The sequence below is a fragment of the Limnospira platensis NIES-39 genome, from assembly GCF_026000695.1.
Lineage (GTDB): Bacteria > Cyanobacteriota > Cyanobacteriia > Cyanobacteriales > Microcoleaceae > Limnospira > Limnospira platensis.
This window is the reverse complement of the sequence record NZ_AP026945.1, coordinates 1,379,451-1,405,146: the sequence shown is the minus strand read 5'-3', so window position 1 is coordinate 1,405,146 and position 25,696 is coordinate 1,379,451. Positions and strand designations below refer to the sequence as shown.

28 protein-coding genes and 1 pseudogene are annotated in these 25,696 nt (G+C 43.7%); 6 read left to right on the top strand and 23 right to left on the bottom strand.

The features are described 5' to 3' along the window. Positions 1-119: 119 nt before the first annotated feature. On the bottom strand, positions 120-1,139 hold the full coding sequence (locus N39L_RS07085; protein WP_014274744.1) for a hypothetical protein: 1,020 nt from the start codon (positions 1,137-1,139) through the stop codon (positions 120-122). A gap of 137 nt (positions 1,140-1,276) precedes the next feature. After that, positions 1,277-2,773: a pre-peptidase C-terminal domain-containing protein gene (locus N39L_RS07080; RefSeq protein ID WP_014274743.1), complete on the bottom strand. Its 1,497-nt coding sequence runs from the start codon at positions 2,771-2,773 to the stop codon at positions 1,277-1,279. 79 nt (positions 2,774-2,852) lie between these two features. Between N39L_RS07080 and N39L_RS07075 the strand changes: the two genes are divergently transcribed. After that, positions 2,853-3,047, top strand: coding sequence for a hypothetical protein (locus tag N39L_RS07075; RefSeq protein WP_006616538.1), 195 nt, complete (start codon positions 2,853-2,855; stop codon positions 3,045-3,047). Between the two features lie 36 nt (positions 3,048-3,083). Here N39L_RS07075 and N39L_RS07070 read toward each other — a convergent pair whose 3' ends face one another. Beyond that, positions 3,084-3,329, bottom strand: a complete 246-nt coding sequence (locus N39L_RS07070; RefSeq protein WP_152553710.1) for a hypothetical protein — start codon at positions 3,327-3,329, stop codon at positions 3,084-3,086. Beyond that, on the bottom strand, positions 3,269-3,445 hold the full coding sequence (locus tag N39L_RS07065; RefSeq protein ID WP_014274741.1) for a hypothetical protein: 177 nt from the start codon (positions 3,443-3,445) through the stop codon (positions 3,269-3,271). The genes N39L_RS07070 and N39L_RS07065 overlap by 61 nt, the downstream gene beginning before the upstream one ends. Before the next feature lie 288 nt (positions 3,446-3,733). Here N39L_RS07065 and N39L_RS07060 point away from each other — a divergent pair, with 288 nt between their 5' ends. Further along, on the top strand, positions 3,734-4,615 hold the full coding sequence (locus N39L_RS07060; RefSeq protein ID WP_014274740.1) for a ParB/RepB/Spo0J family partition protein: 882 nt from the start codon (positions 3,734-3,736) through the stop codon (positions 4,613-4,615). Between the two features lie 196 nt (positions 4,616-4,811). Here the strand turns inward: N39L_RS07060 and N39L_RS07055 are convergent. Next, positions 4,812-5,507: pseudogene (locus N39L_RS07055) on the bottom strand (ABC transporter permease); the annotation flags it as partial. A 138-nt stretch (positions 5,508-5,645) separates the two neighbouring features. Next, complete coding sequence (locus tag N39L_RS07050) at positions 5,646-7,103, bottom strand: hypothetical protein (protein WP_014274738.1); 1,458 nt, start codon at positions 7,101-7,103, stop codon at positions 5,646-5,648. A 252-nt stretch (positions 7,104-7,355) separates the two neighbouring features. On the opposite strand from N39L_RS07050, the gene N39L_RS07045 reads away from it, so the two are divergent. After that, positions 7,356-7,514, top strand: a complete 159-nt coding sequence (locus N39L_RS07045) for a response regulator transcription factor (protein WP_006616397.1) — start codon at positions 7,356-7,358, stop codon at positions 7,512-7,514. Between the two features lie 216 nt (positions 7,515-7,730). On the opposite strand, the gene N39L_RS07040 is transcribed toward N39L_RS07045, so the two are convergent. The 4 genes from N39L_RS07040 to N39L_RS07025 form a co-directional block, all read right to left on the bottom strand. Continuing rightward, entirely contained in the window at positions 7,731-8,192 is a 462-nt protein-coding gene (locus N39L_RS07040; protein WP_006616396.1) for a PDDEXK family nuclease, read from the bottom strand. A gap of 4 nt (positions 8,193-8,196) precedes the next feature. Further along, complete coding sequence (locus N39L_RS07035) at positions 8,197-8,718, bottom strand: hypothetical protein (protein WP_006616395.1); 522 nt, start codon at positions 8,716-8,718, stop codon at positions 8,197-8,199. A gap of 26 nt (positions 8,719-8,744) precedes the next feature. Beyond that, complete coding sequence (locus N39L_RS07030) at positions 8,745-9,005, bottom strand: hypothetical protein (protein ID WP_006616394.1); 261 nt, start codon at positions 9,003-9,005, stop codon at positions 8,745-8,747. A gap of 81 nt (positions 9,006-9,086) precedes the next feature. Continuing rightward, on the bottom strand, positions 9,087-9,368 hold the full coding sequence (locus N39L_RS07025) for a nucleotide-binding protein (RefSeq protein WP_231852117.1): 282 nt from the start codon (positions 9,366-9,368) through the stop codon (positions 9,087-9,089). A gap of 12 nt (positions 9,369-9,380) precedes the next feature. On the opposite strand from N39L_RS07025, the gene N39L_RS07020 reads away from it, so the two are divergent. Then, entirely contained in the window at positions 9,381-9,557 is a 177-nt protein-coding gene (locus tag N39L_RS07020; RefSeq protein ID WP_161783013.1) for a hypothetical protein, read from the top strand. Here the strand turns inward: N39L_RS07020 and N39L_RS07015 are convergent. From N39L_RS07015 to N39L_RS06965, 11 genes are all read right to left on the bottom strand, one after another. Then, positions 9,513-9,983 carry a DUF29 domain-containing protein gene (locus tag N39L_RS07015; protein WP_035736242.1) on the bottom strand — a complete coding sequence of 157 codons (471 nt, stop codon included), beginning with the start codon at positions 9,981-9,983 and terminating at the stop codon, positions 9,513-9,515. The two genes, N39L_RS07020 and N39L_RS07015, sit on opposite strands and share 45 nt — an antisense overlap. Before the next feature lie 24 nt (positions 9,984-10,007). Then, entirely contained in the window at positions 10,008-10,433 is a 426-nt protein-coding gene (locus N39L_RS07010; RefSeq protein ID WP_006616391.1) for a type II toxin-antitoxin system VapC family toxin, read from the bottom strand. Then, positions 10,430-10,636, bottom strand: a complete 207-nt coding sequence (locus N39L_RS07005) for a hypothetical protein (RefSeq protein WP_014274734.1) — start codon at positions 10,634-10,636, stop codon at positions 10,430-10,432. The genes N39L_RS07010 and N39L_RS07005 overlap by 4 nt, the downstream gene beginning before the upstream one ends. Before the next feature lie 45 nt (positions 10,637-10,681). Continuing rightward, positions 10,682-11,152, bottom strand: a complete 471-nt coding sequence (locus N39L_RS07000; protein ID WP_006616389.1) for a DUF29 domain-containing protein — start codon at positions 11,150-11,152, stop codon at positions 10,682-10,684. A 25-nt stretch (positions 11,153-11,177) separates the two neighbouring features. Continuing rightward, complete coding sequence (locus tag N39L_RS06995) at positions 11,178-11,339, bottom strand: hypothetical protein (protein WP_014274733.1); 162 nt, start codon at positions 11,337-11,339, stop codon at positions 11,178-11,180. Positions 11,340-11,392: 53 nt separating this feature from the next. Continuing rightward, positions 11,393-12,595, bottom strand: a complete 1,203-nt coding sequence (locus N39L_RS06990) for an AbiJ-related protein (protein ID WP_006616345.1) — start codon at positions 12,593-12,595, stop codon at positions 11,393-11,395. Between the two features lie 6 nt (positions 12,596-12,601). Beyond that, entirely contained in the window at positions 12,602-12,916 is a 315-nt protein-coding gene (locus N39L_RS06985; RefSeq protein WP_006616344.1) for a DUF2442 domain-containing protein, read from the bottom strand. A gap of 71 nt (positions 12,917-12,987) precedes the next feature. Next, a complete protein-coding gene (locus tag N39L_RS06980; protein WP_006616343.1) occupies positions 12,988-13,329 on the bottom strand; it encodes a XisI protein in 342 nt (113 codons plus the stop codon). Next, the gene (locus tag N39L_RS06975; protein ID WP_006616342.1) at positions 13,317-13,625 is read right to left on the bottom strand and encodes an element excision factor XisH family protein; all 309 of its coding nucleotides are present in this window, start codon (positions 13,623-13,625) and stop codon (positions 13,317-13,319) included. The genes N39L_RS06980 and N39L_RS06975 overlap by 13 nt, the downstream gene beginning before the upstream one ends. A gap of 206 nt (positions 13,626-13,831) precedes the next feature. Then, entirely contained in the window at positions 13,832-16,444 is a 2,613-nt protein-coding gene (gene acnB, locus N39L_RS06970) for a bifunctional aconitate hydratase 2/2-methylisocitrate dehydratase (protein ID WP_014274732.1), read from the bottom strand. 94 nt (positions 16,445-16,538) lie between these two features. Continuing rightward, complete coding sequence (locus N39L_RS06965; protein ID WP_014274731.1) at positions 16,539-16,769, bottom strand: hypothetical protein; 231 nt, start codon at positions 16,767-16,769, stop codon at positions 16,539-16,541. 266 nt (positions 16,770-17,035) lie between these two features. On the opposite strand from N39L_RS06965, the gene N39L_RS06960 reads away from it, so the two are divergent. Together N39L_RS06960 and N39L_RS06955 are read left to right on the top strand one after the other, a co-directional pair. Beyond that, positions 17,036-20,866, top strand: coding sequence for an EAL domain-containing protein (locus tag N39L_RS06960; RefSeq protein ID WP_014274730.1), 3,831 nt, complete (start codon positions 17,036-17,038; stop codon positions 20,864-20,866). A gap of 358 nt (positions 20,867-21,224) precedes the next feature. Next, on the top strand, positions 21,225-21,380 hold the full coding sequence (locus N39L_RS06955; protein ID WP_158307545.1) for a hypothetical protein: 156 nt from the start codon (positions 21,225-21,227) through the stop codon (positions 21,378-21,380). 387 nt (positions 21,381-21,767) lie between these two features. Here N39L_RS06955 and N39L_RS06950 read toward each other — a convergent pair whose 3' ends face one another. Together N39L_RS06950 and N39L_RS06945 are read right to left on the bottom strand one after the other, a co-directional pair. Further along, entirely contained in the window at positions 21,768-23,996 is a 2,229-nt protein-coding gene (locus N39L_RS06950; RefSeq protein WP_043468098.1) for a polysaccharide biosynthesis tyrosine autokinase, read from the bottom strand. Positions 23,997-24,074: 78 nt separating this feature from the next. Beyond that, positions 24,075-25,640 carry an SLBB domain-containing protein gene (locus N39L_RS06945; RefSeq protein ID WP_014274728.1) on the bottom strand — a complete coding sequence of 522 codons (1,566 nt, stop codon included), beginning with the start codon at positions 25,638-25,640 and terminating at the stop codon, positions 24,075-24,077. Positions 25,641-25,696: the final 56 nt, after the last annotated feature.

The window sequence follows — 25,696 nt, the reverse complement described above, 5'->3', positions numbered from 1 at the left end:
ATAATCGATGAGGATGAACAGTGCCTAAAACTACAGTCACTCTACTTCTCGCCTCCGTTATGAGAGATTCATATATCCCAAACTGCACACCCGTTCACTTTATCTTTCGAGAGCTTTATTCAATAGAATAAAAACTGACATCCAAAACTTGCAAACACAGACAATTCAGTGGTTTGATTTCCTTGAATCACTTTAAGAGTTGCATTATCAGTAACCCATCCATAACTTGTACCAGGATGCTGAATTTTCCAATCTTCTTGTAAAGTTGTAATAATGGAGCCATCAGAATTTTGAAAAGTCAAACTAGAGGGAGGCTTAGTTTGTCTTGATGACATCTCTGAACCTGTCGATTTCAATTGCAAAATTTGATTGTCAAGTCTCAAGTTAGCAGATAACTCACTACCTGATGCAGTTAAGAGATGCGTCAAATTATCATCAGCATATTTCCAAACGGCTAGACCACAAAACTCTAATGTCGGAACAATACCAATTCTGATCGGATTTTCTGTAACTGAAAACAAAATCTCAAAGTTATTCGTAATGCGAGATAATACTTCAGGTTCCCGATCATTAACTGAATTCACCCAGGAGGAAATAGTAATTGTTTGAGTTCTTTGAGGTGAGAAGAGAAAATAACTTCGGGTGAGACCATCGCGACTTTGGCTATGATAACGTAATGCAGGTTCTCCAGCAATACTAACTTGTTGAAAAATACCTTCTTGTCCACGACGTGATTGCCGTTCAAACACTTGCTGTAGTGAAGCACTCGGGTGCAAACTAGAGTTAGTTACCAAAATTTTGGCGGCGGAGTACCATAGGGTAGTACGAGGTTGGCACTGATGAAATTCATAGGCTTCTGGAGAAAGAATCAAAATGTTATCTCCCGATATGACAGCTCGATAGTTTGCTGGAATTTGAAATTTAAAGCGATGCCTATCCGAGCGAATTTCTCGGCTTTCAGGAGAGGGTGGCGATTCATTTCTTAAAGATTTGGCAAGAATTCTTAACCTCTCAAAACTACATGGAATTTCAGCTTTAACAATGGGTATGGGGACTGTGGAAAGCAAGAGAAGTTGAATAAGACCTAACTCAAACCATTTTTTTATTGAGAGAATGAAGTTTTTTTCAGGAGTAGACATAGCTCAAATTTTATCATTTGGTATGGAGAAATTTTGAACATTCAAGTTATTTTTTTAAAATTCTGTTGGATGAAACACAGTGAACAGAGGTTAGAGATACTGGTGTTGGGTTGAGGCGCCTCAACCCAACCTACAAGCTATTCAATAGAGATAGTTAAATTATAGTTAGTATTATTACCAGACCTAGGTACGACTCGAACATAATAAGTCCCTGCTTGTATAGCTCGTTGAATATTAGTATTATTCGTAGAAGAAGCTATTGACAATGCCAGAATATCACCGTCTCCTTGATTGATCTCTCCATTGTTATTAAAGTCTTTAATTAGTTGAACTTCTGCGGATTGTGTGACACCACCAAGATTTATCCTGACATCACTGTTAGAGTTAACTGTAAATTGATAGATATCACTACTATCAGTCACGCCTACAAATTCAGTGAAACTGAGTGTTTCCCTTGGTGATAAAGTCCCAAGATTTAAAGCATTTCTTAACGTATTACCAGGATTAGCTGGGGTGGTACTCGGTTGAGAGAGGAAGCCTAATTCTAAGTCATAGTTAGTATTATTACCAGACCTAGGTACGACTCGAACATAATAAGTCCCTGCTTGTATAGCTCGTTGAATATTAGTATTATTCGTAGAAGAAGCTATTGACAATGCCAGAATATCACCGTCTCCTTGATTGATCTCTCCATTGTTATTAAAGTCTCTAATTAGTCGAACTTCTGCGGATTGTGTGACACCACCAAGAACAACAGAGATGCGACCATTAGTCGGAAGTGTAAATCGATAATCATCGACAGGATCTTCCCTGCCTACAAAATCTCGAGTTGTAAAGCCATCTTCAGTTAATATTCCCAATTCACGAGCCTGTGCAAGGGTGGTACCCGGTGGGGGCGGGGGATCTCCAACGGGGAGTGGTGCAGGTGGCATTGGTATAGGAGGTAGAGGCGGTGTTTCTTGTCCAGCAGTGATAAAATCATTGCTGTTGATAGAAGAAGACATCACATCATTGAGAATTGCCACAACTTCACCATTGCGGACAATCTCCGTGTTAGCACCAGCACCTCGAACCTCTAAATCATTAAAGGTAAGACCTGTAGGAAGACGCATCTTATCAATACCGGATTTGAAATCAGTAATTACATCCCGGTCAGCTCCCGATGATTGTAGGATAAACTGGTTTGCGCCATTACCACCAGTTAAGGTGTCTAATCCCTTGTCACCAGAAATAATGCTGTTTCCAGGACCTCCGATAATCACATCATTACCCGCGCCACCATACAGGCTATCGTTTCCAGGTCCTCCAATTAGGGTGTCATTACCCAAATTGCCAAATAGGATATTGTTACCATTACCAGCTTCTAGCAAATCATTATCTTGACCCCCAAAGATGGTATCACTACCGTCACCGCCAATAATGGTGTCATTCCCTTGGTTGCCGTAGATAATCTTTGCATTATTGTCATTAACGAGATAATCGTCTCCTTCCAATAGTGCGATCGCATTCTGGAAAGGTGAAGCGCTGAAATGGGCGATTTGCCCTGGAGGAAGCTGAGACACGATGATATAATTATTCCCAGGTGTAGCGATACCCAAGTCTAGTCCGTTCTCAGTAATAATCTCAGAAAGCATAATACTAGGCTTTTAATTATTTAAAGTATATTTAGTATGGCAAATGAATTTTTATGCGTCAAGTTTATTGTGAACTATTGTGAACTATTGTGAACATAAAAGCAAACAACAGTTTCAACAGGAAGGTGCCGGTGACAAAGCGATCGCTCTCCACCCGAAAAGCGATCACCTAACTTCCCAAACTGCACAACTACCCGAAAAGCGATCGCCTTCCCAAACTGCACAACCACCCGAAAGGCGATCGCCTTCCCAAACTGCACAAGGTTTCACTTAACCACAAGGCGGCGGGGAAATTACCGGTTTCTTTACCTCACCCGAAAAGCGATCGCCTTCCCAAACTGCACAAGGTTTTACTTAACCACAAGGCGGCGGGATAGTCATATAATCCGTCCCAAACGATATGCGATCGCTCTCTCTCAGACACCCCACCCACTAAGCGGAGCATTCCCAAAACTGCCACCGGTGAAAAGGCGATCGCTCTCTTTCCCAAAAAAGTCACCGGTGAAAAGGCGATCGCACTTCTCCCCAAGAAAGGCGGCGGGAAATGCGATCGCACTCTCCAACAGAAAAGTCACCGGTGAAAAGGCGATCGCCTGATTTTCTCGGACTTCTTAAATTAAAACCGTGGCTTTGGGTTTTGCCACTGTCAAAGCCATATATATGGTGCCACAATTTACCATTGTTATAGTGTAGGTCAAATCCGGGTATTTGTCAAGGTAAAATATCAGCCATGTAGGTTGGGTGAAAGGCAGCAGTTAGATATAGTGGCGTTGGGTTGAGGTAACGAAACCCAACCTACTCAACTTGGGGAAAGTGCGATCGCCTGTCTAGTCATTTTTCCTTGATGGGTGGGAAGGCGAGAGTGACTGGAAACTCGGGTGCTAAATTGCGTAAATTTCTCGCTTCGATCCGATAACTATTTTAGGGAAACCCAAAAACCACTTCACTGCTAAAGGACCGATGAAAACTCTACCAAACTATCAAATCAGAAAATTTGGCGATCGTCGTCAAATTCCCATCAAGCAAATCGTGATCTCGAAAGTGCAACCGAGAAAGTATTTTTCTGAGCAAAGCATCAATAAACTGGCTGCCAGTATTAAAAGCAGTGGCATCCTGCAGGATTTGATTGTGCGACCGATTGATAAGGGTAAGTACGAGTTAGTGGCGGGGGAGCGTCGCTATCGAGCGGCTCAAATTGTGGGACTTGAGACGATACCGGCCCAAGTTAAGGAGATGAGCGATGCTGAGGCTTTGCAGTGCGCTTTGACTGAGAATATCCAGCGGGAGGATTTGAACCCGATTGAAGAAACCGAGGCGATTTTGCGGCTGTTGGCTATCAACTTAAATGACTCAGTGGAAAAGGTGCGATCGCTACTGCACCGAATGAAAAACGACGCTAAGAAAAAAGTAACTACCCATAGCGCTATGGGTACATCGGAAGCCGAAATTGTCAAATCCACATTTGACTCTCTGGGTCGAATGTCGTGGGATTCATTCGTGAGCAATCAATTACCACTGTTGAAACTGCCACCGGAAATTCTGAAAGCTCTGGGTGAGGGCGATATTGATTACACCAAAGCGAAGGAAATAGCCAAGTTAAAGTCCGAGGAGGAAAGGTTGGCGCTGCTGGAAAAGGCGATCGCTCAAAAATTGACCTTGAGACAGGTGCAGAAATTGGTGAGGGAAAGCAAAGTATCAGAACTGCCAGACCAATTGGAAACCGAGATATCCGACCTGGCGAAACAATTCCGACGTTCAAAGGCTAGGCTATCCCCTCAAAAACGTTCTGAAATTGAGGGACTGCTGAAACGGTTGAAGTTACTGCTTTATGAAGAAAGTTGAAAATTTTGAGGATTTCTTCTCCCATACAGTACAAAGGTGAAATTATTATATATCGAAGTCGGATGGCAACTTCTATTGGAAGCATCTCATAATCTGCGTGGTTCCTTTTCCCAAGAGCAGATGGGAGTATAGTTTCATAGATTCAAAATGCTATACTCTCATTTGATGTGGCATTCACGCAATGACTGTGGAGAGATTAAAAAATATCTTTCTGCTTTTGTTTCCACAATGCCAATGTCAAATAAACAATCGCGTGCAATCCAAGTAAAAACCAGTTTAAACTCAAATTCGACCAGGTTGGATCGTAAACAGGTGTCACCTCAAAAGGTTGAGGAATAATGCTCCCGTCGGGAGCTTTCATCGGTTCCGGCACCATAGCATTGACATCGACTAAAGCCCCATAAGCCCCCACCGACCAACGACTTAACATCAACCAAGAAATAATTTTTCCTATTCCTTCCATTTTGAACAATACTCCCGAAAAAATAATTTGAGGAAGTAACAATAGAGGAAGGGCTGTATTAGCTTGAGTCTCATTATGAACAAAACAGGAAACTGCTAAACCCAAACAACCACTTGTAACTAAGGTTAGAAAGGTGGTTATACTGAGTCCAATAATCCAAGGCATTAATGTGGGTTCTGGAGATTTAAAACCCAGCAGCACAACCGCAGCCATTAACAATGTTTGTGCTAATCCTAAAAAGCATAAAACCATAATTTTGGATCCCAGGTAAGGAAACAAACCCAAGTTAACAAGACGTTCGCGGGCATAAATAGCTGCTTCTCGGATAATCGTTTGCAATGATCCTGACAACCCGACCCAAATAGCTGCACAGGTAAATACAAATAGAACCCGCAAAGCTAAAGGAGCCAGGGTCGGATCGGAAGCGTCTATATAGCCTACAACCCCTATTCTACCGTTACTTAGGTGTTACTCAAAACCATAACAGGATCCATCAATCTGTAGCCATAAAATAACCCCTAGGGGTTTAATCTAGGGGCGTTAATTTATGAAAGGTTGATGATTAGATTAATCTATCTGATAGATAACTCCAAGAAATAATTTAGCTTCAGAGCTATCAATATCAACCCCTAACGCTGTTAACCGTTCTATGGCTACGTTCAACGGTATAGGTAACTTAGAGCATCCATCGAGAACTTCTAAGGTAGCGTCAATCCCTTTTGTTTTATATTTACTCTCGTTGACGATTGTGCTATGACCCATAAGTCTCGCTCGCAACTCGATAGGTAGTCCATACTTTTCACCTAACAGGTTGTACAGCCTACGAAAAGCATATTTCTGGGTTACCGGGCATTTCATAGAGAAAATTATGTTGGTAAACTTTTTGTCAAAGCCTCCAATTATGCTTCTGGGTTGAACGCCTTTTTTATGGCTATATTCTGGTAACAACGGCTGTTTCAATTCCAGAAGTTTAAACATTTCAGGACTGGGAATTGGAGCAACAATCCTTCCCCCTGTTTTAATACTCACTTTCCTACCTTCTGCGTCAGTAAAGTAAACATAGTCACCTAGCACCAAGTAATTATCCTGATTATCAGGGTCTGATAGTGCTTTGATGATTACGCCATCTTCAGTTACAAATGGCTTAGTTAGATTAACGGCGGCGGCTATCTCGGTAGGTCTTAACCCGTACATTACTGCCATACCCGTCACCCATAACCAACTATGCCGGGATGATTGATGTTGAGGGTTTTTAACAGTATAGGCTTCTTGTTTGGCGCTATACCACCAATCCTTAAAGGCATCGATGCCTATCCGTTGTTTCTTTTTGAATTGTGTTTGTTTGGCGTTAATAGGTTCAAGCTGTTTGAGTAAATGGTCTTTGTTAGGTGATTTCTCAGCTATGGCTTTTAAGATGTAGTAACGTTCCCTGAAGGTTTTGGAGCCTACTAATTGTTCTCCATTCTGCAAGGGAATATATAGCATAGCCTTGAAACTCTCCCAGCTAGGATATTCATCCCAGTTAGGGAACAGCCTGAAATATATTCCTTTAGTAGTCTCGTAAGATGATAGGTCACTAACAATATCGCGAGAACGCGGTCTTCCTGTGTTGCGGTTGCAACCCGCAAAATACTCATCCTCTAGTTGTTGGAATATTTCCCGATAGGTTATCAGATTATCCTCAATCTGGTTCTTTCCTAAGATAGTCGCATCGTACCAATCCCAAAATTCACTAGCGCTAGTGATAGTCCCTAGGGCTTCTGATACCAACTTAGCTTTCCTAACGCCGTCTATCACCCCTTGAGGTGTACATTCAAGGTTAGCCGTTTTGGGTAGCCGTTTCCCGGTAGGTGGTTGCTTAAACTGCAATAGTAGGTTGTACCTAGCCCCGGTCTTTTGTAGTTTGAGTGTCACTCCTTTGGGACATTCCCCTTTAAAGTCTTGATAGGCTTTCAAGAATCTAGCGTAACTCTCATCGTAGTTGCCCTTTCCCCCTACTGTAGGGGTATCAGTAGCGTTACTCATTTTTTACTCACTTGTTACTCTGTTATGGTTTTGAGTAACACCTAAGTAACCGTAGAATAGGGGTTGTAGGCTATGTAGACGCTTTTAGTCCTGGCAATTCGCTCGGTCGCTGCCGGCGCTACCTGGTGGGATGCGATCGCCTCTAAAGAAATTCAAGCGGCTTTCGAGATCTCCGATTCGAGTCCTGAGTCTAACAATACCGCCTCTGACCTGCCACCTCTGACAAAGCGTGAGCAAGAAATTCTCGCTCTGATGGCTAAGAGCCAAAGTAACCAGGAAATTGCCGATGCCCTTTATATCTCACCTGGTACCGTCAGAGTCCATGTCCACGCTATCCTGCAAAAGTTGGATGTGCGCGATCGCACCCAGGCTGTTATCCTGGCTATGCAAAATGGTATGCTCAATTCCTGATAAGTAAGGCTTTCTTTTGAAGGGCGATCGCATATCATACCAGCAATGCTTGAAACGCCTGATTCCCCAGGCTTCGTTTATTTTGGTGTTCAACTCCTCGCCAGTCCAAAGAGTGTAGGAAAATCCGCGATCGCACTTCTGGGCTGTTGGTTTCGGGGGGGCGATCGTATCATGATCCTTGTTACCCGAGTTGAGTTTCACCCTTCTAGGCAGATATCATCTAATTTTAGACCATTCCCCATTGCTCAAATCTCGAAGTTCTGGCAACTCAAATTGAGCCTTTTTCCAAGCCGGAGTTTCGGCAAAAATATCTTCGAGTTTCAATAAGTGAGTTGGAATGTTTCCCGGAAAATTATCGTGAAATGCTTGTAAACGATCCGAATATCCTTGGGTGTAGCCAACTCCCGATAACATGATGCCAATATCTGCATTGTGAATCACCAAATTACCACAAAAATCCGCAGTAAATGAAGCATCTAAAGGAATGCGATAAAGTTTGCATTGAAAATATATTTTTTTGTTACCAAGTACCCCATAACCATCAATTCCGCCATCCTTTCCTGGGGAACCGGGATGCAAACCGAGGTGAGCAGCAAAACGCCGCCCCAAGTCTTGCTTGACTGCTTCTGATGAAGCAATGATGCCATTAACTAAAGCACCTATTTCCAAATAATCCATATCCCTAAACTTGTTTGTCCTTGACAATCGGCAAAGTTGCACCTAGGATTAAATTTTCATACATTAAACTGATTCCCAGAAAAATACATTCATCGATATTTTCTTTCATGCCCAATGCTTCCAGTTTATCAGATATTTCTGTATTTAGTTCGAGCGATCGATGATATCTGCTCTGTTGGGCTGGATGACTGATCCTGTCTTGTTGAATCTTCAAATCATGTCGATAGTTTTGGATTTGTTTTTGTTTCCATTTTGTCCAATTTTCTGCCAAGTCTTTTTGGGATTGTGTTTGTTCTGCTTGGATTTGCTGATTGACAAAATGAATATAGCTGATCGCCCAATCTGGCAACTGTTGAGTTCCAGTCCTCAGCGCTTTGGAGAGCGCGACTATTTTGTTAATTTCTGATTCGGTTAACTGATATTTTATGCTGTGATTTTCCTGGTTTTTTAGGCGCTCAAAGTTGTGAATACCTTGGGCGATCGCCTCATCTTCTATCCTCGTGCTTGATGAATCTTTTTTAACCATTGTATTGGCTCCTATTTTTCCTACAATTAATCCTCTATAAACTCAGCAAAATAAGAGTATAATTCTTGATGCTGTTCATCATCCCAAATATATTGATACTCTTCATAAATTGCATCTTGAATTTCATCTTGCAAATCTGGCATCTGGGAAGCAGTTCGACAGTTTCGAGGTTTTTCGTCAGATGGTATTCGGGATACAACATCCTCAACTGATTCGGCTGGTATACCTAAAGGTACAATAATAACTTTGGGGTTAAACCCGATTTTAGATTCGAGTTTCGAGATCACTTTTAGAGTTCTCGGAAGATTACGCAGAGCCTTCTTTTTTTGAGACTTATTGATGGGAACCAAAATTAAATCTGGATCGTTTCACAGTATCACCTGAACTGTATTTTGAAGAGGGGTATCAATATCTAAAACGACATGATCGAAATAAGCAGGATTAGCTTTTCCTTTGAGTGACCCTTTATCTTTATCCCAAATCAGTTTACTATTTTCTAGGTCTTCTGAATCTTTGGACTGTGTGGGTATTTTACCTTTGGTGAAGAATTGCCAAAGGTCTGCTTGATCATCACAATCAACGAGAAGGACGCTATATCCCCGACTGAGTAAGACACCCGCTATATGGACGGCTAACGTGGTTTTTCCCACCCCGCCATCGTTATGAGTACAGAGAATAATCAAATTTCCGCTTCTCCCCGGCTCATGCACAGACTAGATTATCCCAATTATAGCGGGAAAGATGGTGCGATCGCACTTCTGGGCTGTTGGTTTCGGGGGTGCGATCGCCAATCTTTATCTCCCGTTCTCATCCTCTCCCGGCAAAAAATCATCATTTAAAATATCCGCGATCGCGTAGGGACACTCCGCCGGCAATACCTCCAACGGCAACCCCGTCTCGTCCTTCCCCTGTCGTCGTGTCCGGGGATACGCCCACAAAATCGCCTCCGGTAAGTAATTCTTCAAACTCGGCGAATCTTCCAAAATATCTAAAATTCGCGTGCGATGTTCGGTGATACTTCCCGCCCAACTTCCCGTCCGCAACTCCGGTTGAAATTCCCACTTGAGTAAGTGCAATAGCGTCATCGCCAAATTGCTGCGAAGACTGCTGCGTTCCCGCTTACTCATATCCTCAATTTCTTCGAGCAAGTTTTCCCAGTCCACTTGGTCATAATTGCGATCGCGCAATTGTTCCAATGTCTCCTCAATCCAGAGGACGTAATCTTCGCAGTAAAGTGTTGTCAATTGCTGTTTCGATAACGTCATATCCGATGATCGCCGATACGGGGTTTAAGGTTGATTCTGAGTTTCGGAAGTTCGATCGCCCTTTGTGTAAGTTTTGACTTCAGAATAATTCAATATTTTTTGATCTTGAGTGAGTAAGAATGTGTCATAAACTTTGGCTGTGGCAACGATAATTTGATCGGCAGGATCCGAATGAAATCCAGACAATTGACTTGATTGAAGTATAATTGGAAGGCTCAGTTCTAAAATTTGAACTCCCGGATAGCTTAAAGCAAGTTCTAGCCATTCATCGACAGAACAACTAAAACTCAATCGGTTTTTCTCGACTAATTGAGCAACCTCCCAACAAGAAATGATGCTGATCCCCAGACCACTTTTTTGATGGGTTTGAATGCTCTCCTGGTTTTGGGGAGATAACTTGGGGTTTTCATCCACCCACCAAATCCAGATATGAGTGTCTAGAACGATCATAGCAATGCTTCCCAGTCATCTGCTGCGACGGGTTGGTAGGGATCGTCATAGTGAATCACCTTCCCATGCAGGGGTTGATCTTGGCAGGAAGGCTGTCGCGATCGCATATCCTTTTTGACCGTTTTCAAAATGGCTTCAATAATCAGGATACGCTCTTCTATCGATGTACCTTGTATTTTTTTCAGAATTTCTGATTCGATCATTTTTTTGGATGATATAATGGTTGTTTTGAGTGCGATCGCCAATCTTTATCTCCCGTTCTCATCCTCTCCCGGCAAAAAATCATCCTTTAAAATATCCGCGATCGCGTAGGGACACGCCGCCGGAAACACCTCCAATGGTAACTGAGTTTCCGCCCTCGCTTGTTTTCGCGCACTGGCATAACATTCGTCCACGACACTGGCGAGATAATTCTGCCAACTCGGAGAGGATTTTAACGCCCGACGGATACGCCGACGGTGTTCGATAATACTCCCCTCCCAGCTTCCGGTTCGCCATTTCGGTTGAAATTCCCACTTGAGTAAATGCAGCAATACCACCACCAAATTATTCTCAAGGCTGTGGCGTTCCCGCCGTCCCATGTCTTCGATTTCCTCGATTAAATTGTCCCAATCTACGTCATTATAGTGGCGCGATCGCAACTGGGCGATCGTCACTTCCAGCCATTGGAGATAGTCTCGATCGTAAAGCTGTTTGATATGGGATGGCGATGGTATCATAATTCTGGTGACTTAATCAAGTTTATTATAGCCTGAAAGATTGGGCGATCGCACTTCTGGGCTGTTGGTTTCGGGGGTGCGATCGCACTTCTGGGCTGTTGGTTTCGGGGGGGCGATCGCACTTCTGGGCTGTTGGTTTCGGGGGTGCGATCGTATCAAAAATTAAACGGGTTGAAAAAGCGATCACAAAATTTTCCCGATCAATCTAACCATTGGCCATGAAGTGGTTAAATGATGCTATCATCGACTACGTTTTATTTGTTTCAATCTCTGTAAAATCTTTTCGGCACAAGCAATCGCTTTTTCCTCTGTCATACAGTCTTTTGCTTGAACCCTTTCAACATAAACTCCTTCTCCATGAAGCATCTCAGTTCTTTCATGAGCTTTTGCTGGTGACTCTGTGTGGAAAGTATCTCCATCTACTTCAACAATCATAAAAACACCTTCTCGAACAATAACGAAATCAGGTTCAATTCTTTTTCTATTACAACCTCCTCGAACAAACACTGGTAGAGGAGCAAAGGTAATTTCTTGGGTTTGTAATGCTTTATATAAATTGATCTCAGGAGGAGAACGAAATAAAAGACCATCACATTTTCGCGAAGCTATGTTGTCTGACCTGACGCGACCTTGATTGTTGATTTTACCGGATTCACCAAATAACCATTGCCAAGCATCTTTTCTCCATTCGGGTTTGCTCTCAAGCTTTGGTGTAATTGTTACACCATTAACATTCTCATTAAAAGTCCGATTGACAATATCCTTGACGACAACGTGTATTTTTGATTCATAATCACCTATATTAGAACGTTCTTTAAATTTTCCATATATGTATAGCGGGACTTCTAGCTTGAGAATTTTTTCTTGTGATTTATTGTTGAGTTCGATATATGGATCAGAATCTACAAGAATGGCAACAATGTCCGTATCGCCCTCGTTTGCAAACGTTATAGCTACGACTCTAATTAACTCATCTATCTGGTATTCTAATTTTAGAGATGCCGGAATTATGCTGGACTTTTCACACGGAATATATTGAAAAATTGGTCGGCTTGATATATATTCTTGTGGGAGTAGCTTGCATCCATCAAGCATCAAATATTTATTGTAAATTTCAAGGATTTTTTGAACTTCATCAAAATGTCTGACGATGGGATGCAAGGTTTCACACAAGAAGTTTAGGAAATAACTGCTATCCTGATAATCATTTAGCCTGAAACGATCATCGTAGAATATCCAGTCATTTTCCCAATCATCATTGTTTATACGATGCTGCCAAATATCACTTTGTGCATTCTCAAAACGAGAATCTGTTGAGGGTAAATTTTCGAGGGTATAAAGCCGGTTCAAGAAGTCTATTTCAGGTAATCTGCCGTGCCAAGAATATTGTTCCCAATCAACGTTTTCAACAATATCGCGACGAGTAATCTCTGTAATTTCCATTTCTTTTTAACCAAATTTTGATGCCGAGACCTTAGTTGATTTTCTGACCCTGGGCGCAGGAGCGCCCCGCAGCATCCCTTCTGTACTCAAATCTTCATCAATTTCTTCCCAATGCAAACCATATCCACCGCCGCAAATCTCCCAAGCATCTCGCTGTTCTGGCGTGGCATGGTATAGCTTAGGATACCAAACTAAAGGGACGGAAATTGCACGGCCATCCATCAAAAAGACTTTTATCGAATCCTCATCAAACGAGACATCTTTCACCGCCGAAGTATTCATGTAAAAACCCCCATAAAATCTATCGGTTGTCTTGTACATTTTCTTCTATTTTACGCAACTCCCTTGCACTGAAACAAATATATCAGAAAATATCCTTAATTGCTGGCATTTCAAGCTACAGCAAACTCGGTCAACTTGCGAGTCTCCGGATCGTGAAACGCCAACACGATATCCTCCTTCGGTACACCCTCCCTCAACAACTCAGTTGCAATGCCCTCCTCCGTCCAATCCTCCTCAATATAAATTTTCTCATTTTTGATCCGAACATACACAGAAGCCGCATTCACTCGCCGATTATTTTTCCAACCTACATTAAACCAAAGATATTGACTTCTTTCATCGTCAAATATCAGGATTTCATCGATGTCTGGATCGGGGATTTGGGATGATAGCTTATCATATTGACTCAGAACGTCTTTGATGATATTTTGATAATGGGCTAATTTATCCATTCTACAATCTCCTCATTTTTAATATCAACAACTAACATTAAAACTTGAAATTTTTGCAAAATTAGTTCGATCGCAACCTGCTTAAAAAATTTTTCATAAATGCTTTTACCAACTGCCAAGTAAACGGGACTTCCAGGATGGGTGACAGAAAGAAAAGTTTGATAAATCAAATATTGACCCAATGCCGTCTCAAATTCGCCCATCGGAGAACGCCCGATAAAACTTTTCACTTCGATGACGATCTGTCGCCCTCCTTTCGTCGCGGAAATCGATTTTTTGCCAGCTAAATCTGCCATCAATTTGACTTCTGCATACTTGATGAAATATGGGTCGAAAGTAATCGTCTACCCGTCCTTTATCCGTGCATTTTTGACAGCATCATGGTAAAGATCCTTCGCTGGCATCGTCTTTCTTTATCACTGTGCAGGGAAGGCGCGATCGCCTCCCCACCATTCTACACCAAAGCCGGGAAGGCGCGATCGCCTCCCCAGCATTAGATAAGCTAGTTGCTTAATGCACCAGCCGGGATACCCAAAACATCCTCAATTTTCGGCATTTGCTCAATAGGAATCACCCGACCCTCATCTTCAAACCCAGCAATTTGATCAAAATTCAAATAGCGGTAAAGATCCCCCGCAAACGGGTCGATTTTCTGGGTGATAATCTCCATATATTCCTCAACCGTAGGAATGCGACCCAACAGCGCACAAACCGCCGCCAATTCAGCCGAACCCAGATAAACCTGAGCCCCCTTACCCATACGGTTATTAAAGTTGCGAGTCGAAGTAGAAAATACCGTCGTATTATCTTCCACCCGTGCTTGATTTCCCATACATAGAGAACATCCAGGCATTTCCGTCCGCGCCCCAGCAGCCGCAAAAGTACCATAAACCCCCTCTTCCCGAAGCTGTTGTTCATCCATACGAGTAGGCGGACAAATCCACAGACGCACCTTCACCGGACCCGCACCTTCTAACACCTTAGCAGCAGCGCGATAATGTCCGATATTAGTCATACAAGAACCGATAAACACCTCATCGATTTTGTCACCCGCACACTCAGACATCAGTTTCACATTATCAGGGTCATTAGGTGCCGCCACAATAGGTTCAACGATCTCATCCAAATTGACCTCAAGAATATCCGCATACTCAGCATCTGGGTCAGCTTCCATCAACTCAGGATTAGCTAACCATTGTTCCATTTTAGCAATCCGACGGGTTAAAGTCCGAGCATCCTGATATCCACGAGCAATCATATTCCGCATTAGCGCAACATTCGATCGCAAATACTCAGAAATAGTCTCAGTTCCCAGCTTAATCGTACAGCCAGCACAGGAACGTTCCGCAGTAGCATCAGTCAACTCAAAAGCCTGTTCCACCTTCAAATCAGGTAGACCTTCCATCTCCATAATCCGGCCATTGAAGACATTTTGCTTATTCTCCTTACCTGTGGTCAGCTTACCTTGCTGCATCGCCACCCAGGGAATAGCATTAACAATATCCCGCAACGTCACACCCGGCTGTAATTGCCCCTTAAAGCGCACCAAAACCGATTCTGGCATATCCAAAGGCATCGCCCCCAAAGCCGCCGCAAAAGCCACCAAACCCGAACCAGCCGGGAAAGAAATACCCAAGGGGAAACGGGTATGAGAATCGCCACCAGTCCCCACCGTATCGGGTAACAGCATCCGGTTTAGCCAGGAGTGGATGATACCATCTCCCGGACGCAAAGCCACACCGCCACGGGTAGCAAAGAAGTCGGGAAGTTGCTTGTGGGTTTTGATATCCACAGGTTTCGGATAGGCTGCGGTGTGACAGAAACTCTGCATAGTCAGGTCAGCAGAAAACCCTAAACAAGCTAATTCCTTCAATTCATCCCGCGTCATTGGTCCGGTAGTGTCTTGGGAACCTACGGTGGTCATTATCGGTTCGCAGGAGGTACCTGGACGGACTCCGGGGAGTCCGCAGGCTTTCCCAACCATTTTTTGCGCTAGGGTAAAGCCAACTCCGGTATCTTCTGGCATAGCAGGACGGGCGAAAAGTTCACTGGGGGTTAGTCCCATTGCTTCGCGGGTTTTGTCGGTCAGGCTGCGACCAATTAACAAGGGAATTCGACCCCCGGCGCGTACTTCGTCTAGGATAGTTTCCGGTTTTAGGGTGAAGGTGGAAATAACCTCCCCGGCTTCGTTGGTAATTTCGCCTTTGTAGGGGTGAATGGTAATCACGTCCCCGGTTTCTATTTTGCTGACATCACATTCTATCGGGAATGCGCCGGAGTCTTCGGCGGTGTTGAAGAAAATGGGGGCGATTTTTCCACCTAGGATATAGCCTCCCCGCCGTTTGTTGGGTACAAAGGGGATATCTTCCCCAATATGCCACAGGACTGAGTTAATGGCAGATTTGCGGGATGAACCAGTCCCCACTACATCCCCAACATAAGCTACAGGATAGCCTTTTTGTTTGAGTTGGGCGATGGTTTGTATACCTTCGGGCATCCTTGACTCTAGCATGGCTAGGGCGTGCAGGGGGATGTCTGGTCGGGTGGTGGCGTGGGGGGCGGGGGAAAGGTCGTCGGTGTTGGTTTCCCCAGGGACTTTGAAGACGGTGACGGTTATGGCTTTGGGGACTTTCGGGTTGCGAATGAACCAGGCGGCGTTAGCCCAAGCGTCTAGGACTTGTTTGGCGTAAGGGTTGATATCTGACAGGGCTAGAATGTCGTTGAATGCGTCAAATACTAGGGTGATTTTGCTTAGGGCGTTGGCGGCTTCGCTGGCAATATTGGAGTCGGAAGACTTGAGGAAACTTACCAGGGATTGCACGTTATACCCCCCTACCATTGTACCTAGTAGGTCGATCGCTCCTTGGGGACAGATGAGGGGACTGCTGATTTCCCGTTTGGCGATCGCTGTCAGAAATCCCGCTTTCACATAAGCCGCTTCATCTACTCCGGGGGGAATGCGATCGCGCAATAGTTCCATCAGAAACTCTTTTTCCCCCGACGGTGGGTTTTTCAGCAGTTCGCACAGTTCTGAGGTTTGCTCCGCAGTTAGGGGTAATGGCGGAATTCCCTGTTGGGCGCGTTCGGCGGCCTGTTGACGATACGCTTCTATCATTCTTCTGTTCTCCTTGTCGTTTGATTATTTTATGCTACCTAGAATCCATCAAAATTGGCTAGGATAATTGACCCATTATCCTTCTGATTCCATCTCATGGTTTCCCCTTTGGGCTTTGACCATCAATAATTTCATTTCCCCGCTGGGCTCCATTGGAAACTAGATTAGCCACATAATATCGAGTCACATAAAACTGTATTTTAGGCAACATTTCCCGATTTTGGCTGCCTCCACTTCTCATCACCTCCTTGGTTCGGTGATTTTCTGCTGCTGAAAATACCCTACAAATTGCCGAGAAGAATTTGCCTGAACCGGAAGCTGCCACTACAATTTATGAACGCTAGTAGACTAATATTATACTACAATTACCGCCCAGATTATCTGTATATTAACTTTGATTATATAGATGGGCTATTGATCCCCAATCTGTTAAAATTTAGTAAATTTGTCTAACTATCTAGGTGTATTTGCCAGAAAAATAGTAAAATTATAGTGTAATATAGGAAGCATTAGACTACATGGGCATCTGCTCGGTAATCACAAGCTATTACCGTTGCGGTTGTTGATTCAATAATTTTCAGGACTCCCAAAGTGGCTGGCCAACATCAAAAAGCGTGTCAAGATCAATTTATAGACCCCAAGGGACAGAGCGATCGCCATCACACAGAATTTTCCTCGGAGAGTGAGAAAGTGTCACAAACCCCTCAAGAAATTATGTCAATGCTGGTCGAGTCTCTACCTCAACCAGCCATGGTGAGTGACGGTGATGGCATCATTATCTATTGTAACACAGCTTTGCTAGAAATATGGCAGGGGTCAAGAGAAAATCTCATCGGACATCAAGAATCCTTCATTTATACATCAATTAACCATTATCAGCAGATTCGGGAACAGTTTGAGCAAGGCAATGTCATAGACTCGGTGGAAATTCAAATCCGCCTGTCAGATCGGCGGACTGGTTGGGTATGCCTATCTATGCGATCGCTACCTTTAACCCCTGAACCGGTTATTCTGACAATTTTCTCACACATTAAGACTAATCTAAGCCGCCCCAACCAAAAGCAGCTAGACAATGAGGCTAGTTATCAAGCCGCCGTCGCCAAATTTGGACAAATTGCTCTCACCAGCCCTGACCTTGACTCTCTGATCGGGAAATTGATTACTCAGGTCAAGGAAACATTAAAAATTAGTCGCTGCATGGTTTTGGAATTACTACCCAATCATCAGGCTTTTTTACTACATTCGGGTATCGGTTGGCGACCAGGGCTAGTGGGGTCTGCTCAAATTACCGCCTCCCCTAATTCTCAGGCGGGTTACACTCTCCAACAGGGTGAAGCCGTAATCGTTCAGGATCTGCGAGTAGAAACTCGTTTCCCTGGAACCCCTCTGCTACACAACCACAAAATTGTCAGCGGTTTGAGTGTGATTATTCCCGGACCCAAAGGGGCTAACTCCAAGCCTTGGGGGGTGTTGAGTGTACATACCCGCCGACCTCATAACTTTACCTTAAATGAAGTACATTTTTTAGAGGCGATCGCTCACATTCTCGCCACGGCGATCGAGAGACAGCGGGCTGATGAACGGCTACAATTGATGGAACGAGCCATAAACAGCAGTCGCAATGGCATTATTATTACCGATGCTACCGACTCAGACAACCGGGTGATTTTTGCTAACTCAGGCTTTGAGAAAATTACCGGATATTCTCGCCATCAGGTCATTGGTCGCAATTGTCGATTTCTTCAGGGTAAAGACAGTGACCCCAAAGCCTTGGCGGAGTTACGGAATGCCATTGAACAGGGCAGAGAATGTAATATTGAATTACAAAACTATCGCCCAGACGGTAGCAGTTTTTGGAATGAATTGTCAATTTCTCCCGTCTACAACAGTCAAGGCTTTCTCACCCATTTTATAGGCATTCAAACCGATATTAGCGATCACAAACAGGCGGAAGTTACCCTGTTATCGAAATCCCAAGCCCTGGCGCAGTTTAGCAGCAAACTTAAACAACTACATCGCATTACTACCCGTCTTTATCCTAGCCTAGAAGCTAGGTTTCAAGACTATCTACAGACCGGGTGTGAATTGCTGCAAATGTCAACAGGTTTAATTGGTAAAATCTCCGCCGGAGTCTATAGCTTAGAATTTGTTTATCCTCACTCCGACTTATTTACCATCGGTCAAACTGCGAACATCGCCGACACCTTTTGTGCTAAACCATATCACACTCAGGAAACCGTTACCCAAACCCAAGCCGGTCTTGACCCGGAATGGAGTCAAGTCCAAGCCTACCAGACACTTACATTAGAATCTTATATCGGTACTCCCATTTGGGTAGGCGATCGCATTTATGGGGTACTGAGTTTTGTTCACCAACCACAGAGAACTGTACCCTTTAAATCAGAAGATCGCGAAATTATTGAATTGATGGCACAGGGTTTAGGAGACTTCCTCGCCGCCCAAGAAATTGAACAGCGACAACGAGAAGCTGAACAAGCCTTGCGAGAAAGTGAAGAACGTTATCGGATGTTAGTAGAACTCTCCCCCGACACCATTGCTATTTACTGCGATGAGCAAATTGTTTATATTAACCGCGCCGGGTGGCAATTGTTCGGGGCTGAAAAACCCGAAGATATCATCGGTCGTTCCATTTATGATTTTCTCGATTATGACCAGACCGCAGTTATTCTCAACCAAAAATTACCCGGAGAGTCACACCGTCAATCTGTGGGTCTTTTTGAACAACAATTAATCCGCTTAGATGCCAAAATGATTGATGTGGAAATTGCCGGAATTCCCACTAATTATCATGGTCGTGATGCCATTCAAATCATTATCCGCGATATTAGCGATCGCAAACAAGCCCAAGCCCAACTACTCCAAGCTGCCTTTTATGACCCTTTAACTGAACTCCCTAACCGCAGTTTATTTAACCAAAAACTCTCCGAAGCATTACGGCGTTCTAAAGAGGACTCGAATTATCAATTTGCGGTTCTATTTTTGGATCTAGATCGCTTCAAAGTTGTCAACGACAGTTTAGGTCATGTCATCGGTGATTTCTTGCTCATAGAAATTGCTCATCGCCTAGAAGTCTGTGTTACCAACCCTGGGGATACCATCGCCAGATTAGGGGGGGATGAGTTTACCATTTTGGTTGATCACATTTCCGACCCCCAACAAGCCTTAGAATTAGCCGGAAAAATTCATCAAGAACTCAGCCAGCCTTTCTATATCCAAGGTCATGAAATTTTTACTACTGCTAGTATTGGTATTGTACCCAGTCGCGGGTACGCCTTGAAAAAATCAGCAAACACCGACAACTATCACTGTTTATTATATAACAATCCTGAAGATTTTCTCCGAGATGCAGATATCGCTATGTATCATGCTAAAGAACAGGGAAAGGCGCGATCAGAAGTTTTTGATTTATCAATGCACACCCAAACCCTCGCCCTTCTGCAATTAGAAACTGATTTGCGTAAAGCCATATTTGGATATCAGCAACTTAATCTTACACCCCATCACATCTCTAGCTCAGAGTCCAACCCGTTAGCCTCAGCCATCTCTGATGTATCTGTCATGCCTAATCAACTCCCCAGTTTAAATGACTTTATCATTCACTATCAGCCAATTGTCTGTTTAATTACTGGTAGGATAGTCGGTTTTGAAGCCTTGGTGAGATGGATACATCCTCGCCGAGGATTAGTGTCACCTGCTGAATTTATCCCTGTAGCTGAAGAGACCGGATTAATTGTTCCTTTAGGCGCTTGGGTCCTGGAAGAATCCTGCCGTCAGCTTAGTAGTTGGAAACAACAACTTCAAAGCTGGGATAGGTCTCCCCAATCCGTTTATTCTACCTTAACTATCAGTGTCAATTTGTCTGGTAAGCAACTCAATCAGCTTAATTTTATAGAACAAATTGATGCCATCTTAGCCAGAACTAATTGCGACCCGAAAAGCATCAAACTGGAAATTACCGAAAGTATGTTAGTTGAGAACTTCCAGACGGCTTTGATTGCTTTAGCACAACTAAAAGCACGCAAAATTCACCTAGCTATTGATGATTTTGGGACGGGATACTCCTCTTTGAGTTATCTGCATCAATTACCACTTAAAAGTTTGAAAATCGACCAATCATTTGTACAGCGATTACAGGAAGAACCCAGTCATTATATCGATAAATACAATCAGCCTCAGCAAATTATCAAGGCTATTATTTCCCTCGCTCATAACTTGGGGCTAGAAGTTACCGCCGAAGGTATTGAGACTCGACAACAGATGCAGTTTTTGCACCATCTTGGCTGTGATTATGGTCAGGGTTATTTGTTTTCTAAACCTTTACCTGCTGAAGAAGCTACTCAATTGATGCTTAACTCTGCGATCGCATATTCTAGCGAAAAATCACGCTTCTTTTACGGTTAATTTACCCTCCGTTGATGATGGTCTACAACCGTGAAGATACTCATCAAAATCCTGCCCATAATATAAGTTTTGCTAATTTGTATGGGGAGATAAATTTGAATCGCAAAATATTGTTAAGAATTGTTGCGATTTTGTTGAAAATCCCTCGCAAATAGTTGACGAGATTATAGGGGTTGTGGTATCCTCAAATAAATCGCACCCAAGGGGTTACTATGCCTTGATTCAAAAACAGAGGCTACAACCCGCATTCTATCGCCCGAAAAGTTATTCTCTGACCAAAATATTAAATTTGCGATTCACGAGTTTTTGGGTAAAATCAGAAGGCCATTTTTAGAGGTGTTGACAAAAACGACATTTTGTGCGTAGACGTTTTCCGGGTAGTTCAACTTCAGGGTTGACGGTAATAAATAATAATTTGTTTTCTAAGGCTTTACCTGCTGAAGAAGCTACTCAATTGATGCTTAACTCTGCGATCGCATATTCTAGCGAAAAATCACGCTTCTTTTACGGTTAATTTACCCTCCGTTGATGATGGTCTACAACCGTGAAGATACTCATCAAAATCCTGCCCATAACATAAGTTTTGCTAATTTGTCTGGGGAGATAAATTTGAATCGCAAAATATTGTTAAGAATTGTTGCGATTTTGTTGAAAATCCCTCGCAAATAGTTGACGAGATTATAGGGGTTGTGGTATCCTCAAATAAATCGCACCCAAGGGGTTACTATGCCTTGATTCAAAAACAGAGGCTACAACCCGCATTCTATCGCCCGAAAAGTTATTCTCTGACCAAAATATTAAATTTGCGATTCACGAGTTTTTCCGAAAAATCCGGGGGCTATTTTTGGGGGTCTTGACAAAAACGACATTTTGTGTAGTAGCTTCCCCGGATAGTTGAACTTTAGCGTTGACTGTAATAATAATTAGTTTCCTGACGATCGCCATTAGCAACCATACCCAAAATGGGGACTCCAGCCATTTCCAACTCTCGCATAGCCAGACCAAAAGCTGATCGATCAGTTTTTCCCAACCCCACCACCATCATCAACCCATTGGTGTGGGAAGCCAGCAAATTAGCGTCAGCTAAACCCAACAGGGGAGCAGTATCATAGACAACTAAATCAAACTGTTGTCGAAGTTCAGCCATAACTTGCTGCATTCGCGCGGAAGCCAGCATTCGAGTCGGGTCAACTGGTAAAGGACCAGAAGTTAAAACAAACAGATTTTCGTCCGATGGCGATCGCCTAATCAAACTCTCGATCTCCATATTACCAGCGATCGCATCACTGAGACCCTGTAAATTAGACACCCCCAACATCGAATGAATACGGGGGTTACGCAAATCAGCATCTACCAATAACACCCGCTGACCCATCGCCGCCGCCCCAATCGCTAAATTTAGGGCTACAGTAGACTTACCATCTGCAGGTCGTGCGGAACTAATCACACAGGAGTTGATTGGTGATTCCGTAGCCAATTGGCGTAAATTAGCCGTAAGTGATCGGAAAGCCTCGTGAAACACAGAACAGGGGACCATCGACAAATTTGGTAAAACATCGCTCTCCCCAGTCAAGCGAGAATTAGCCGGAAGCATCAAAGCATCATCGCTGGCTGGAATTACCCCTAACAGGGGAATGGGAGTATTCTCGGCTATTTCTTCGCTGTTGTGGAACACATTATTAAGGCGATCGACCAATTGAGCTATAATCATTCCCAGGCCCAAACCCGCTAATCCTCCCCAAGCCAGATTTAGGGGAATATTCGGCGAAACCGTCTCTAGTTGTCCGGCTTGTAGGCGAGGAATCATTGGGGGGGCGATTAATTGCCAGGATCTAATAGGCGGTTCTATAGTTAATTCTAGTTCCGCCTGGCGATCCGATAAGTCATTTAGTCGGGTGGTAGCGGTTTCTAGCTCCTGATTTAAGTCCCTGTAGCGGCGGATGACTTCCGGTAAACTTTGAGAGTATTCTTGTAAACTGGTCGCTGCTGTTTGTAAAACGCGATCGCGTACCTGTAGCATTTCTATCTGATGGGCTGTTACCATCATCTGCTGAATTAATCCCATTCGCAGCGAGTCTTGGTGGCTTAAAATACTGGGGTCTACAGTAGTTAAATCTTGACCCAAAACCCGCACCGCCTCTTCTTGGAGTAATGGTAATAAATGATTGCGTTGGTCTAACAAAGATTGAATTTGTGGGGATGTTTCCTTAAACCTAGCCGACTCTACAGCTACCTCTGTTTCCACAGCCAAGAGTTTTTGTAGTAGGGTTTGATAGCGAGGAGAATTTGTTAAAGCCGAAGCCATCATCGCCTGTTGGGGGTCCAGTCCTAGCTGTTGTTGTAGAGTTAAATACCGAGAATTTTCCTCTTGGAGTTGGGTTTGGGTTTGTAGTCTTTCCGTTTCTATCATCCCTAAGCGATCGCTTATTTGACGACTGGTAACTTCCGGCGTAATCATCAGATGTTCCTGCTGAAGATTCACAATTTCTCGTTTGAGGTTATTTACCTGGGTCACTAGGGGATTAATTTTCTGGTTAATCATCTCCAGCTTTTGGCTAGTTTCCGACGGACGTTGTAACCCCCGATGATATTCCAGATATCCCGAAGCGATCGCCTCCAGAATAAACTTAATCTTTTGCGGTTCACTATCTTGGTAACTCACCTCTAAAATCTTAGTACCCTCTAGCATTTGCAATTCCAAGGGACTCCCAGAGTTATCATTAAATAGAAACCGATAATCAACTTCCGGGTAGCGACTTTGAATATTCTCCAAAATATCAGCCATCACCTGGGGACTTTTTAGCATTTTTAACTGAGATGCTTCGTCTAACCCCCCCAGTTCATCTGAGGAACTTATTAACAGTTGAAACGTCCCTCTATACTCAGGTAATTGTTCAACCGTCCACCAATAAACCCCCGTTACTGTTGTCGCAGCCACACCCAACACCACCAACCAGCGCCGACAAAACAGATCCGCAATTTTCCCAAATATTCCCCTCTGTTTAGCCGTCATTATCTCAACATTTCTCGCTTCCAAATCTCCCTGATACCAGGGGGAAAATTCCATCCCTCCCCTAGGTGAACTCCGAGTATAAATCATCGATAACTGAGAACGTCTAGCCTTCTTCATGATGCTACTTTAACCTTTACTATTTAGGTGCGCTAACTAATTATAAAATGAGTTTTTCACAGTCTGAAAATCCCCGCCCTAAAAGATACTTATAAACCGCAGAAAACCCAAAACATTATTAATCGGACTTAAAGTATTGACAACCGTACCCACACCCTCCCGAAAAGCCGCACCCCCTGAACGGTTCACCATAACTACATCGTTATTTCTCAGAACCGGATTATTAGCCTCATTCACATCATCCGATAGATTAACCGAGATCACCCTTCGAGAAACAGTCCCATCCGGAGATATACGGATTAGTTCTACCCCATTGGAGTCAGCCTGACCCCGTTTCAAACCCCCCGCCGCCAGAATCACCTGATTTAGGGAACTATTAGGCGGCACCGTAATTGTCCCCGGCTGTAGAACCTCCCCCACCACACTAACACGCATTATACCCGGAGAAAAACTAGCTGTTGCCACATTACCAGAAACTGTAGCATCTACAGCCTGGGCTTTAGGCACAATAATTGTATCCCCTCCCTGTAAAGTAATATCCTCCTGGAGATCCCCCTCTTGTAGAAGTTGCCATAGGTCAACTATAACAGTTTGTTCCGTCCCGGTGCGACTAATGCGCCGCACCCGAATTTGTCGAATATCTGCTTCCGGCGTAATTCCTCCCGCCACTTTAATAGCCCTGGTGACTGTAAACACCCCAACCAAATCAACTCCAGCTATACCTCGCAACTCCGATACATTTTCCCCCTCAGTCGCAGCCATGGTGTCAATGCTAAGGATATGGGTTCCCGGTCGGTTCACCTCCCCCACCACCGCCACATTAATCGGTCCGTCAGCATTACTAGCAAAATTAGCACTAGATAACTGACGCGCTTCGTGGCGATTAATATTTGTAACAGTCGGAATATATATCCTATCTCCATCTCTCAGGGCTAGATCTTGACTCAGATCACCATTTTGGAGAAGTTCCCACAAATCAAGATTAACAATAGTCTCCTCACCTCCCACCCCAGGACGACGGATTTTTACCTGGCGAATATCGGCGCTAGTAGTTATTCCCCCAGCCATTCGCAAAACCCCCGTTACTGTAGCAGCACTAGAAACACCCCCCATATTTTGCGGCTGGGAATTACCCGATACTGTATAAGAACCGGGTCTTTTAACTTCTCCGGCGATCGCCACTTGAACAGGTCTCCTCTCCCATAATTTTACCGTGATCAGTGGTCTTTGTAAATATTCCCCATATCGTTCTTTTAGCAGGTCAGAAACTTGCTCTATCGTCATTCCCTGAACCGCCACTCTCCCAATTAACGGGAGGTTTAAAGTTCCATCTACTGACACCTGATGACGGCCTCTTTCCCCACTATATTCCGGCACATTAAAAATATCAATTTCTATGCTATCACCCGACCCTAAAATATATTCCCCAGATAACACAGGAGACAAATTACTAGACCCATTATTATTAGACCCATTATTAATTGTCGGCATGGGTGGCGGTGGTAAAAACTGCCCCCAAGCTGGGAGAGGCATCAACAGCAAGGTTAAACAAACACCGGAGACTTTGAACAGGAAAAAATAGAGGTTTTCGGTTTTATAAATAAACCCGTTTTTGAGGATTTTATGTTTGATGATATTGTGCATTTAAAATTATCCGCCTATTTTCAGAATCGCCGAATTGTGTTATAAATATATTTTGT